Here is a 12,081-nt window from a genome sequence, read left to right on the forward strand (position 1 = left end):
TAATGACCTACACCAATTTCACGCTCGAAACCGACGCCGACGGTATCGCTCTCGTCACCTGGGACATGCCCGGCAAATCGATGAACGTTTTCACCGCCGAGGTTATGGCCGAACTCGACTCCATCATCGATGTCACGACCGCTGACGCTGCTGTGAAGGGTGTCGTCTTTACCTCCGGCAAATCCTCCTTCTCCGGCGGCGCCGATCTGTCGATGATCAAATCGATGTTCAGTTCCTATCAGGAGGGGAAGACAAAGAGCCCGGAGACGGCCGTGCAGACCCTCTTCGGCCTGGTCGGGCGCATGAGCGGCCTGTTCCGTAAGCTCGAAACATCGGGCAAGCCCTGGGTGTCCGCCATCAACGGCACCTGCATGGGCGGCGCCTTCGAACTGTCGCTCGCCTGCCACGGCCGCGTTGCCTCCAATGCCAAGAGCGTGAAGATCGCGCTGCCCGAGGTGAAGGTCGGTATCTTCCCCGGCGCCGGCGGCACGCAGCGTGTGCCGCGGTTGGCGAACGCCCAGGATGCGCTGCAGATGATGACGACGGGCCAGTCGTTAACCGGTTCTCGCGCCAAGGCGATGAACCTCGTGCATCAGGTGGTCGAGCCGGATCAGCTCATTCCCGCCGCCAAGCAGATGATCAAGGATGGCCTGAAGCCGGTCGCCCCCTGGGACGAGAAGGGCTTCAAGGCGCCCGGCGGCGGCATCTGGACGCCGGCTTCGGCCCAACTCTGGCCGGCAGCGCCTGCAATCCTGCGCAGGGAAACATCGGGCAATTATCCGGCAGCGCTTGCCATCCTGAAATGCGTCTACGAAGGCTTGCAGGTGCCGTTCGACACGGGCCTGAAGATCGAGCAGCGTTATTTCACCGAGGTGCTGCAGACCCGTGAAGCCTTCTCGATGATCCGCTCGCTGTTCATCTCCATGCAGGAACTCGGCAAGGGCGCCCGCCGCCCGGCCGGCATCCCCAAGACCGAGCTGAAACATGTCGGCGTCGTCGGTGCCGGTTTCATGGGCGCCTCGATCGCCTATGTCACGGCTGCCGCCGGCATCCCGGTTACGCTGATCGATCGCGATATCGAAGCGGCGACCAAGGGCAAGACCGTCTCGGAAGGGCTCGTCAAGGATTCTATCGGTAAGGGACGTCTTACGCAGGATGACGGAGCCGCGCTGCTCTCCCGCATCGCGCCCTCGGCCGACTATGCCGATCTCGCCAATGCCGACCTCGTCATCGAGGCGGTATTCGAGGATCGCGAGGTGAAGAAAGCGGTCATCGAGGCCGTCGAAGCCGTGCTGCCGGAAGGCGCGATCTTCGCCTCCAATACCTCGACCCTGCCGATCTCGGGACTCGCGAAGAATTCGAAGCGGCCTACCGATTTCATCGGCATCCACTTCTTCTCGCCCGTCGAAAAGATGATGCTGACCGAGGTTATCCTCGGAGTCGAAACCGGCGACAAGGCGTTGGCCGTTGCTTTGGATTATGTCGCCGCCATCAAGAAGACGCCGATCGTCGTCAACGACACCCGTGGCTTCTTCGTCAATCGCTGCGTGCTGCGCTACATGTCGGAAAGCTATGACATGCTGATCGAAGGCGTGCCGCCCGCCATGATCGAGAATGCCGCCAAGATGGCCGGCATGCCGGTCGGCCCCTTGGCGCTCAACGACGAGGTCGCCATCGACCTCTCGCTGAAGATCCTCAAGGCCACCGTCGCTGATCTCGGTGAGAAGGCCATCGATCCCAGGCACATGGAGCTCATCTCGCGCATGGTCGAAAAGGAGGGCCGCTTCGGCCGCAAGAATTCCAAGGGTTTTTACGATTACCCGCCGAAACCGGCCAAGAAGTCGCTCTGGCCTGACCTCAAGACCCTCTACCCGCAGAAGCCGGCGGATGAGGTCGACGTCAACGTCCTGAAGCAACGCTTCCTCGTCACCGTCGCGCTGGAGGCCGCCCGCACCGTGGAAGAAGGCATCGTCACCGATCCACGTGAGGCGGATGTCGGCTCGATTCTCGGCTTCGGCTTCGCGCCTTATACCGGCGGGGCACTGAGTTATATTGACGGTATGGGCGCGAAGGCTTTCGTGGAACTGGCTGAGAAGTTAGCTACCGCTTACGGGGATCATTTCAAACCGACGCCACTTTTGAAGGACATGGCCGCCAAGGGCGAGACCTTCTACGGGCGGTTTGATCCCTATGCGCGGGCGAAGGCGGCGTAGGTCGTCTCTGCCGTACCGCAGCGCCCCTTGGCCGGCAGGCCAGAGGGCGCTGCGGCAGGACGTATAGAACACCCAGCCAAGTTGAATTCGACTTTTCCTTGCGGACGCCTTGCCACGGACACAATTTCCGCTTACATATCTGCGCATCGATCTTGCTAGATGAACTTTGAAACGGCGCTCGCGTCGTTCCTGGCGAACTTCCTCCAAAATCGGTTTTCATCGCCGCTCGGGCCTCTGCCCGCGCTGCAATCTTCTATGAGCGATTCGAAAAGGATATCGTCATGAGCACAGGTACCGTAAAGTGGTTCAACGCAACCAAGGGCTTCGGCTTCATTCAGCCGGATGACGGCGCAGCCGACGTTTTCGTCCACATCTCCGCCGTCGAACGCGCTGGCATGCGCGATCTCAAGGATGGCCAGAAGCTGTCCTACGAACTCGTGCGCGACAACAAGTCGGGCAAGATGTCGGCAGACCGCCTCCAGGCGGCCTGAGCCTTTAAGGCTTGAAAATCATCTCCCGATCGTGACCACGGATGTACTGGCACGGTCCGTCGAGATGGCAGGGAAGGTCGGGTTAGCCCCGGCCTTTTTCGTTTCTGGCCGGCTGATGCCGTGCCCTTTCCATTTGTTCCCCAAGCACTGCGAATTGCTTAGTCGACCGGCACCTCGTCGGCCTCCAGCATTTCCATGACCCGCGCCATCACAACGCGTGCCGCGTCAAGCTCGGCTGACGTGAACGCGGCGCCCAATTCGTTCGCCCACCCCGCCTGGGCGATCTCGATCGCCCCGAGCCGTGCCGCCCCTTCCGCCGTCAGTCGCACCAACTTGGCGCGCTGGTGCTGTGGGTTGTCGGCATAGGCGATCAGCCCTTCGCGCTCCAGCACGTCGGCAAGCCGCTGCACGCCTTGGCGGGCGAGGCCGAGCGCGCGGGCGATCTGTGCCACAGACATGTCGCTGCGTCGCGCGGCGGCCAGCACCTGCCAGCGCGCGCTCGTTTGCCCTTCGGGCTTCGCCAGCCGGTCTCCGGCCGCCGTCAGATGGCCGGCGAGGCGTAGCGCCGTAATCGCGAAACTGGAAAAGACATCACCCTCCATTGTCCGTTCCGGCCGATTTAGTTTGACAACATGTTGTCGATTGTGTATCTCATCCATCGTGACAACATATTGTCATATTCAAACACCTGATGCAACGCCGAAGGAGGAGAGCACCATGAAAAAGACCTACAGGGGAAGCTGCCATTGCGGCAATGTTCGTTACGAGGTTGATGTGGACCTCGAAGAAGGTACCGGTCGCTGCAATTGTTCGATCTGCTCCAAGCGACGCTATTGGGGCGCCAACGTCAAGCCGGCCGATTTCCGGCTGATGTGCGATGAGGCGGAAACGACCGACTACCAGTTCAACACGATGAGCGGCCATCCCCGCTTTTGCCGCACCTGTGGCGTGGCCGCTTACGGCAATGGTTATGTCGAAGCGATCGGCGGCGCCTATGTTTCGATCAATATCGCCTGCCTCGACGATATCACCCCTGAGGAACTGGCGGCCTTGCCTGTCCGTTATTACGACGGGAGGCACGATGCCTGGTGGAACGAGCCTGAAGTGACGAGTTATCTCTGAAGCAATTCCAGCAAGAGTCCGCAGCAGTTTTGCCTCCGGAATTGCGCAAACGGAAATGCATCATTGTCGGATCGTCCTCCTTCCGTTCGTCCTCAGTCTGTAACAGCAAAGGAGAACGGCCGTGAATAACGAAGCGAATGCCAAGCTCGAGGAAGAGGCGATCATCGCCATGCTGATGATGCGGGCCAGGGCGCTGGGGGAAAAGAACGCCGAGGACGCGCTTTCCTACGAGGCCGAGGATTCGGTCGAGTTTTCACTGGCGCCGCCGCTCGTCAGCAACGGCAAGGACGGGGCGAGCCTTCAGGCCTGGTTCGACACTTGGGAAGGTCCCATCGGCGGCGAAGTGCGCGATGCCAAACTGACAGTTGGCGAGGACGTCGCCTTCTGGAGCGGCCTCACGCGCATGACGGGAACCAAGACCGATGGCGCCGAGGTCGATCTCTGGTTCCGCCAGACCCTCGGTCTCGTAAAGCGAGGCGGTCGATGGCTGGTGGCCCATCAGCATGCCTCCGTACCCTTTTCCATGGATGGCAGCACCCGCGCGCTGGTCGATCTCCAGCCATGAACTCCCTCGGATGTCAGGCCGCATTCTCCGCCGTCTTCCCCCTGCCGTCGCGAACAGCCATGATCCCGACGCCCATCAAAAGCAGGATCGACGTTGCGAAAATATCCGTCGTCAGCGCATAGCCGGCCGATTTTGCCAGGAATCCCGCAAGGATCGCCGGCAGGCTGAAGGCGAGGTAGCTCTGGATGTAGAAGGCGGACAGCAGCCCGGCGCGCTCGTCTGGCTTGGCGAGTGGCATGATCGTGCCGATCGAACCGAGGAAATTGGTGCCGAAGCCGGCGCCGGTGAAGACGGTGCCGATGAGAAGCAACGGCACATTGGCGAGATGAACGCCGGCAACGACCGTCAGAATGCCGAGCGTCTTGGCCGATACGCCAAAGCCGAGATTGGCCGTTACCGTCTTGTTGCGCCTGAGGTAGACGGCGATCGCTCCGCTCGCGGTCAGCGCCGCCACGACGGCTCCGCCCGTCATCGGGGCTCCGCTACCCGTCGTGCTGGCGACCAATGAAGGCACCAGCGAAAGATAAAAACCGCCGAGCGTCCAGTTGGCGATATTGATCGGTGTTACCAGCGCGAGCGGTCGCTTTGCCTGCGGCGGAATAGCGACCCGCGGCACCAGCGAGCCCAGCGCTCCGTGCCGCCTGCTGCCGGTCTCGCGCGTCAGCCAGATGGCGGCTGCCAGCAGCGAGAAGGCGACGAGTAGCAGCGCGTAGACCAGATGCATCGGGAAGGGGGCGTATTGAATCAGTGCACTGGTGCCGACCGCGCCCACCGCCATGCCGGTAAGCGGTGCGATCGAATTGACGATCTGCCCCTTCGCCCGGTCGATATCGACGAGAGCCGCTCCGAGTGAGGCGCCGGCGATCCCGGTGGCAAGACCCTGCACAATCCGCGCCGCGATCAGCCAGCCGGGACCGCTTGCGACGACGAAGAGGCCCATGGCGACGATTTCGACGATGAGAGCGAAAAAGATCACCGGCTTGCGGCCGAGATGATCGGAGATCGAACCGGCGGTCAGCAGGGCCGCCAGCAGTGCGAAGGCATAGACTGCAAAGATGACGGTGATCAGCACCGGCGAGATGGAAAAATTCTCCTGATAGATCCGGTAGAGCGGCGTTGGTACCGAGGAGGCTCCAAAAAAGGTGGCGAGCGTCAGCGCATGGAAGCCGGTCGAGGGGCGCGGCGAATTCGCTGTGGATTTGGCTGCGGCAAACATGTATAAGCCCTCTTAAAGCTAAGTCGTTGCGTTAGCTGTATGTAGAGCGGGCATTCTATAAAAGCAAATTATTTGCATTAATAGGTCTGTCAAAGATTTTGAACCATTGGAGCAATTCCAGCAAAAGTGTGTAACGGTTTTGCCAGGCAAAGCGTGAAACGCTTTTGCCGAGAATTGCGTGAAAGCAAAGAGATAGAGCATTTCCGCGATTCGGAGAAAAGCGGAAATGCTCTAGGGCGAAGGTTGGGTCGCATGGCAGTAAAAGAGAATCTCCGTCCGGGCGGCAGAAGCGCCCGGGTTCAGGCATCGGTTCATAAGGCGGTTCGCGAGCTACTGGCCGCGATGAACCGGGCCGAGGTCACCATCCCGATGATCGCCGGCAAGGCGGGGGTGACGCCATCGACGATTTATCGCCGCTGGGGCGACCTGCAGGAGCTTCTCGCCGATGTCGCCGTCGAGCGGTTGCGGCCGGATATGCAGCCTGTCGATACAGGCAACGGCCAGGCCGATCTTCAAGCCTGGGCCGAGCAATATGCCGAGGAAATGTCTTCCGGCCCCGGCCGCGAGATGATCCGCGACGTGCTGGCGGCACAGGCGGGCGTGAATGCCTGCAAATGCGCCGAATATACGCGCCAGCAGATCGACGTCATTGCCGGGAGGGCAAAGGCGCGCGGTGCAGCCTTTCCTGATGTCGATCTCGTCATGGACCAGGTCGTGGCACCGATCATGTACCGCATCCTGTTCGGCGATGTGCCCGACACCACACGTGTACGCGACCTTGTTACGCGCGTCATGAGCACGACCGACTGAGCTTGCTTCCTACTCTGCGGCAGCTCGCTTGAGGCCGGAAATCTGGGTGATATAGGCACGCAGCGCCGCCGGCCGCACCGGCTTGTGCTGGACGGCGATGCCGTGCCGCTCGGCCTCGCTGCGCACCTCCGGCGTGCGGTCGGCCGTGACCAGCAAAGCCGGGATATCGGCGCCGATCTGCCGGCGCAGATGCAGGATCGCGGCAATGCCGGTGCCGTCGCCGAGATGATAATCGGCGATGATGAGATCCGGCAGCCCGCCGTGCCCGTCGATAGCCATGACGTCGGCGAGGCGATCCAGCGCCTCCACCTCGCAGCCCCAGCCGCTGATCAGAAGCCGCATGCCTTCGAGGATATTCGGCTCGTTGTCGATGCAGAGGATCTTCAGCCCTTTCAGCGGTTGTCCCGGCCGGTCGGCGGGCGCGATCGCCGCTGCTGTCCCGGCGGGGCGGGAAACTTCGAGGGGCATGGTGATGCGGAACTCCGTGCCCCTGCCATGCGTCGAGTGCAGTTCGACCGGATGGTTCAGCACGCGGGCGATGCGATCGACGATCGACAGGCCAAGCCCGAGGCCGGAAGCAGTTTTCGCCCCTTCGTCCAGCCGCGCGAATTCCTTGAACACGGTGCGGAATTTCGATGGCGGAATGCCGATGCCCGAATCCATCACCTGGATGATCACCTGATTACCGCGTCGCCGCGCGCCAACCAGCACCTTGCCGGTGATCGTGTATTTGATGGCGTTGGAAACGAGGTTCTGCACTAGTCGTCGCAGAAGGTTGGGATCGGAGCGCACGCGCAGCGACGTCGGCATGACCACCAGCTTCAGCTGCTTTTCGCGGGCGATCGGCGCGAAATCGGTCTCGATGCGCTCCAACAGGTCGGAGAGCGCGACGGCGGCAAGCCGCGGCCGCATGGCGCCGGTATCGAGGCGGGAAATATCGAGCACCGCCCCGAGAATAGTCTCGACCGATTCCAGTGCGGAATCGATGTTGCGCACGATCGGGCTGTTGTCGGATTGCGCCATGCGCTCGACCAATGCGGAGGAATAGAGCCTGGCGGCGTTGAGCGGCTGCAGAATATCGTGGCCGGCGGCGGCGAAAAAGCGCGTCTTGCCGATGTTCGCCTCGTCGGCGGCAGCGCGCGCTTCGGCAAGCTCATGGTTGACGCGGGTCAGTTCGGCCGTCCGTTCGGCCACACGCTGCTCCAGCGTCTCATTTGCCTGTTTCAGCGCCTGGTCGGCGCTCACGCGCTGCGTAATGTCGGTGAAAGTCGCGACGATGCCCTTGTCCGGCATGGCGTTGGAGCGCACCTCGATGATCCGCTCTCCGCCGCCGAGCACCAGCGCGAAGGGTTTGTCGAGCGTCAGGAAATGCCGCACCGTCTGATTGAGGTCGCCGGGCGCAATGTCGCCGCGCCGGCTGAGGATGGTGACGATGTCGGACAAGGGAAAACCGACCTGGCCGGCATTTTCCGGCAGGTCCAGCAATTGCCGGAAGCGCCGGTTCCAGATCGTCAGCCGGTTGGAACTGTCGAAGACCGCAATGCCCTGGTCCATCTGCGAAAGGGCGGTCTGCAGCATGTCCTGGTTATATTGCAGCGCTTCGCTCGCCTGGTCGAGCAGCCAGGCGGTATCGGAAGAGGCATCCTCGATCTTCTGCAGGATCAAGGAGAGCACGAGCCTGGCCGAGGAGGAGCCGATGGCACTGCCGAGCAACTGCTCGCTGAAATGGATGAGCGCCATGTCGGCCGGCTGCTCGTCCTCCAGCTTGCGGCCGGAGCTTTGCTCGTAGGTCGTCAGCGAGCGTTGCATGCGCTCTTCCCCGAGATAGCGCGAGATCGCCGCCTTGAGATCGCCGACGCTGATGCGGGTCTTCCAGCCGCGCGTAGCGAATTGCGAGCGCGAATGCCGCTTGACGAAGATGCCGGCCTGGATGCGTTCCAGCGGTCTGGCATTGCGGGTGAGCGAGCCGACGACGAAGAAGGCTGTGTTGACGAGCAGGCTCATGACCGTCGCATTGACCAGCGGATCGGCGTCGGGCGCAGTGAACATTGTCGAGCCGGGAAAGATGAAACCGAGCACAGCACTTGCCACATGCGAATAATCGGGGCCGCCGAGCGAGGGCAGGAACAGCAGATAGATCCAGGTGACGAAGCCGGTGGTCAGCCCGAGGATCGCGCCGCGCGCATTCGCGCGCCGCCAAATCAGCCCGCCGATCAGGGCAGGGGCGATCTGCGCGATCGCGGCGAAGGAAAGAAGGCCGATCGAGGCAAGGCCGGCGGTGCTGTCCGTCGAGCGATAATAAGCATAGCCGAAAAGCAGCACGGCGAAGATGGCGCTGCGGCGGATGTTGAGCAGGGTCTTGGCGAAATCGTCGCGCTGGCTGGCGCGGCCGGCGAGTTTGCGCCTGAGGAAGATCGGCATGATGATGTCGTTCGACACCATGATCGACAGCGCCACGGAATCGACGATGACCATCGCCGTTGCAGCGGAGAAGCCACCGATGAAGGTGATCAGGGAAACCACGGGCATCTGGCGGGCAAGTGGCAGCGACAGCATATAGAAATCGGCATTGCCGGTGCCGCCGAAGGTCAGGAGGCCGCCGATCGCCACCGGCAGCACGAAGAGATTGATTGATATGAGGTAGGTGGGAAAGAGAAAACCCGCGAGCTTCAGCTGTTTCGGCGTCCGGTTTTCGACGACCGTGACGTGGAATTGCCGTGGCAGCATGATGATTGCGAAGGCCGACAGGACGATCAGGGTGATCCAGCGGCTGATCGGCGTGTGGTAGTTCAGAGCTGACATGACCAGCTCGTTGTCGACGGTCTTCTGCCAGAGATCGGTCGGGCCGTCGAAGAGAAACCAGATGACGCAGATGCCGGCCGTCAGGAAGGCGACGAGCTTGACCACAGATTCCATCGAGACGGCGAGGATGAGGCCGTCCTGATGCTCCGTTGCATCCGTATGCCGCGTGCCGAACATGATGGCGAAGCAGGCGAGCACCAGCGTCGCGACGAGCGGCAGGTCGAGAAAATAGAGATTGCCGCTGCCGATGCCGTAATCGGAGGGGTTGACCATGGCGCTGACGGTGCTCGAGATCGCCTTGAGCTGCAGCGCGATATAAGGAATGGTGCCGATCAGCGAAATCAGCGCCACGATCGTCGCGACCGTCGGGTTCTTGCCGTAGCGCGCGGCGACGAAATCGGCGACCGAGGTGAGTTTTTCGGCCTTGGCGAGCTCGATGATGCGGCGAAGCAGCGGCATGCCGAGCGTAAAGACAAGGATGGGACCGATATAGATGCCGGCAAATTCCAGGCCGCGCTGCGCGGCAAGCCCGACGCTGCCGAAATAGGTCCAGGAGGTGCAGTAGATCGCAAGGCTCAGCGCATAGACCACCGGCCATCCGCCTTCCAGCCTGCCCGGGCCGAGAGTGCCCCGCCTGCGGTTCTTGCGGTCGCCATAGCTTGCCACGGCGAAAAGCAGGAGCAGATAGCCGAAGGCAGACGCGAATATAACCCAGCCTGGAAGCATTGACCCTCCGCCGGCGGAAACTCGCCGGGATCTCCCGCAAGTGGATCAGCTTAAGTTATTTCAGGCGCTTTGAAAATTCCTGGCCGTCTAGGCCTTAAGTCAAAGACCGCGGGGGTATCGTCGATTAATTGCGATTGCCGATTGATTAATTGCAATGAAGATGTAGCTAATAAAATCAGTTGCATAACTTTGAAGTGCATCGAAGGGAGACGGATCCGATGCTCAACGAGTTCAAGGCCTTTATCGCCCGCGGCAATGTCATGGATCTTGCAGTCGGCGTCATCATCGGCGGCGCCTTTGGCGGCATCGTCAAATCGCTGGTCGACGACATCATTATGCCGATCGTCGGCGCCGTCTTCGGCGGCTTCGATTTCTCGAATTATTTCATTCCGCTGTCGTCGAAGGTCACCGAGACGTCGCTCGCCGCCGCCCGTGCGCAGGGAGCGGTGTTTGCCTATGGCAGCTTCCTCACCGTTCTGATCAACTTCCTCATTCTCGCCTGGATCATCTTCCTGATGGTCAAGGGTGTGAATACGCTGCGCGAGCAGGTCGAGCGCAAGGAAAAGGCCGCACCGGAAGAGCTGCCTCCGCCGCCGGCAGACGTTCAGCTGCTGACCGAGATCCGCGATCTTCTCGCCAAGCGCCCGACGGCTTGAGCCGGGCTCATTCATCACGAAAATCGATATGCCATCACTGGATATCATGGGATTTGCCGGCGCAAATCCTCTATGAAGGCGGAAACCGGAGATATGCATGTCGATCGTCACCAGCCTTAGCCCGCGCGCCTTGGCGGCGCCCGAAAGCGGGATTGTCGAAGTCGTAAATTATGCTCGTGGCCGTGACGGCCTATTACCGCTCTGGGTGGGGGAAGGCGATCTGCCGACGCCCGATTTCATCAGCAGGGCGGCGATGGACGCGCTTGCGGCCGGCGAGACCTTCTACACCTGGCAGCGTGGCATTCCCGAGCTTCGCCGGGCGCTTTCGGATTATTACGCCAGGCATTTCGCCGTCCGGCTGCCGGTCGAGCATTTCTATGTCGCCGGCTCCGGCATGCAGGCGATCCAGATCGCAGTACAGGCGCTGACCTCGCCGGGCGACGAATTCGTCTACCTCACGCCCGCCTGGCCGAATATCGCCGCGGCCCTCGAAATAGCGGGCGCGCGCTCCGTCGGCGTCGAGCTGCAGTTCGAAGGCGGTCGATGGACGGTCGATCTCGACCGCATCGAAGCCGCGATCACGCAAAAGACCAGGGGCATCTTCATCAATACGCCGTCGAACCCGACGGGTTGGACGGCGACGAAGAAGGATCTCGCCGACATCCTGGTGCTCGCCCGCAAGTACGACCTCTGGATCATGGCGGATGAAATCTACGCCCTCTATTATTTTGCCGGCGGCCGCGCGCCCTCCTTCCTCAACGTAATGGAACCGGATGACAAGATCATCTTCGTCAATTCCTTCTCGAAGAACTGGTCGATGACCGGCTGGCGCGTCGGCTGGATCGTAGCACCCCCCGAAATGGGGCAGGTGCTCGAAAACCTCATTCAGTATTCGACGTCGGGCGTGGCGCAGTTCATGCAGAAGGGCGCCGTCGCGGCCCTCGATGACGGCGATGATTTTGTGCGCGCCAATATCGCCAAGGCCGCCCGCTCGCGCGATATTCTCTGCGATGCGCTGATCGCCACCAATCGTGTCGAGACGCTGAAGCCGGACGGCGCGCTCTATGCTTTCCTGAAGATCGACGGCGTCACCGATAGCCGTAGCGCTGCCATCGATATCGTCGACAAGACAGGTGTCGGACTTGCTCCCGGAACCGCCTTCGGCGCCGGCGGCGAACTCTTCCTGCGCGCCTGTTTCCTGCGCGACCCGGCCCAGGTGGCAATCGCCGCTGAACGTCTCTGCGATTATATCCTCAAGCTCTGAGAACCTCGGCGGCAAGACGCGTGGCGGCTCCCAGCCCGGCCGATTTTGTGCGAAATCGCAAGATCGATAAAACTCTAGCAAAGCCCGAAATCGGCCTCTAACCACGACTCCAAACATACCCGTTCAAAGGCTGCCAAACGGCCATCCGATAAGAACATTGGAAAGAAAAACCGGCGCCTGATGCCTCTGCCTATAAAAACGAAAGCAGGGATGCGT

At 61.4% G+C, this 12,081-nt stretch carries 10 protein-coding genes; 7 read left to right on the forward strand and 3 right to left on the reverse strand.

Going from position 1 to position 12,081, the window contains the following annotated elements; all coding sequences use genetic code 11:
* Positions 1-2: 2 nt before the first annotated feature.
* A complete protein-coding gene (locus EFD55_RS01505; RefSeq protein WP_125842294.1) occupies positions 3-2,213 on the forward strand; it encodes a 3-hydroxyacyl-CoA dehydrogenase NAD-binding domain-containing protein in 2,211 nt (736 codons plus the stop codon).
* 281 nt (positions 2,214-2,494) lie between these two features.
* Positions 2,495-2,704, forward strand: a complete 210-nt coding sequence (locus tag EFD55_RS01510; RefSeq protein ID WP_003545273.1) for a cold-shock protein — start codon at positions 2,495-2,497, stop codon at positions 2,702-2,704.
* A 158-nt stretch (positions 2,705-2,862) separates the two neighbouring features.
* Here the strand turns inward: EFD55_RS01510 and EFD55_RS01515 are convergent, their stop codons facing one another.
* On the reverse strand, positions 2,863-3,363 hold the full coding sequence (locus EFD55_RS01515) for a MarR family winged helix-turn-helix transcriptional regulator (RefSeq protein ID WP_125842296.1): 501 nt from the start codon (positions 3,361-3,363) through the stop codon (positions 2,863-2,865).
* A gap of 58 nt (positions 3,364-3,421) precedes the next feature.
* Between EFD55_RS01515 and EFD55_RS01520 the strand changes: the two genes are divergently transcribed.
* Both EFD55_RS01520 and EFD55_RS01525 read left to right on the forward strand, forming a co-directional pair.
* Positions 3,422-3,826 (forward strand): GFA family protein, encoded by a 405-nt coding sequence (locus tag EFD55_RS01520; protein WP_125842298.1) that lies wholly within the window; start codon positions 3,422-3,424, stop codon positions 3,824-3,826.
* Positions 3,827-3,947: 121 nt separating this feature from the next.
* A complete protein-coding gene (locus EFD55_RS01525) occupies positions 3,948-4,391 on the forward strand; it encodes a YybH family protein (RefSeq protein ID WP_125842300.1) in 444 nt (147 codons plus the stop codon).
* A 13-nt stretch (positions 4,392-4,404) separates the two neighbouring features.
* Here EFD55_RS01525 and EFD55_RS01530 read toward each other — a convergent pair whose 3' ends face one another.
* Positions 4,405-5,607, reverse strand: coding sequence for an MFS transporter (locus EFD55_RS01530; protein WP_125842302.1), 1,203 nt, complete (start codon positions 5,605-5,607; stop codon positions 4,405-4,407).
* Between the two features lie 252 nt (positions 5,608-5,859).
* Here EFD55_RS01530 and EFD55_RS01535 point away from each other — a divergent pair, with 252 nt between their 5' ends.
* Complete coding sequence (locus tag EFD55_RS01535; RefSeq protein ID WP_125842304.1) at positions 5,860-6,417, forward strand: TetR/AcrR family transcriptional regulator; 558 nt, start codon at positions 5,860-5,862, stop codon at positions 6,415-6,417.
* Between the two features lie 9 nt (positions 6,418-6,426).
* Here EFD55_RS01535 and EFD55_RS01540 read toward each other — a convergent pair whose 3' ends face one another.
* On the reverse strand, positions 6,427-9,945 hold the full coding sequence (locus EFD55_RS01540; protein ID WP_125842306.1) for a PAS domain-containing hybrid sensor histidine kinase/response regulator: 3,519 nt from the start codon (positions 9,943-9,945) through the stop codon (positions 6,427-6,429).
* Positions 9,946-10,163: 218 nt separating this feature from the next.
* Between EFD55_RS01540 and mscL the strand changes: the two genes are divergently transcribed.
* Together mscL and EFD55_RS01550 are read left to right on the forward strand one after the other, a co-directional pair.
* The gene (gene mscL / locus EFD55_RS01545) at positions 10,164-10,601 is read left to right on the forward strand and encodes a large conductance mechanosensitive channel protein MscL (protein ID WP_125842309.1); all 438 of its coding nucleotides are present in this window, start codon (positions 10,164-10,166) and stop codon (positions 10,599-10,601) included.
* A gap of 97 nt (positions 10,602-10,698) precedes the next feature.
* On the forward strand, positions 10,699-11,865 hold the full coding sequence (locus tag EFD55_RS01550; RefSeq protein ID WP_125842311.1) for a pyridoxal phosphate-dependent aminotransferase: 1,167 nt from the start codon (positions 10,699-10,701) through the stop codon (positions 11,863-11,865).
* Positions 11,866-12,081 lie beyond the last annotated feature (216 nt).

The organism is Rhizobium pisi (assembly GCF_003938655.1).
GTDB classification, from domain to species: Bacteria; Pseudomonadota; Alphaproteobacteria; order Rhizobiales; family Rhizobiaceae; genus Rhizobium; species Rhizobium pisi.

Excerpts from the sequence above, each read along its gene's own strand:
- mscL (WP_125842309.1), top strand. The coding sequence starts at position 10,164 with ATGCTCAACGAGTTCAAGGCCTTTATCGCCCGCGGCAATGTCATGGAT.
- EFD55_RS01535 (WP_125842304.1), top strand. The coding sequence starts at position 5,860 with ATGGCAGTAAAAGAGAATCTCCGTCCGGGCGGCAGAAGCGCCCGGGTT.
- EFD55_RS01515 (WP_125842296.1), bottom strand. The coding sequence starts at position 3,363 with ATGGATGAGATACACAATCGACAACATGTTGTCAAACTAAATCGGCCG.
- EFD55_RS01530 (WP_125842302.1), bottom strand. The coding sequence starts at position 5,607 with ATGTTTGCCGCAGCCAAATCCACAGCGAATTCGCCGCGCCCCTCGACC.
- EFD55_RS01540 (WP_125842306.1), bottom strand. The coding sequence starts at position 9,945 with ATGCTTCCAGGCTGGGTTATATTCGCGTCTGCCTTCGGCTATCTGCTC.
- EFD55_RS01550 (WP_125842311.1), top strand. The coding sequence starts at position 10,699 with ATGTCGATCGTCACCAGCCTTAGCCCGCGCGCCTTGGCGGCGCCCGAA.
- EFD55_RS01505 (WP_125842294.1), top strand. The coding sequence starts at position 3 with ATGACCTACACCAATTTCACGCTCGAAACCGACGCCGACGGTATCGCT.
- EFD55_RS01510 (WP_003545273.1), top strand. The coding sequence starts at position 2,495 with ATGAGCACAGGTACCGTAAAGTGGTTCAACGCAACCAAGGGCTTCGGC.
- EFD55_RS01520 (WP_125842298.1), top strand. The coding sequence starts at position 3,422 with ATGAAAAAGACCTACAGGGGAAGCTGCCATTGCGGCAATGTTCGTTAC.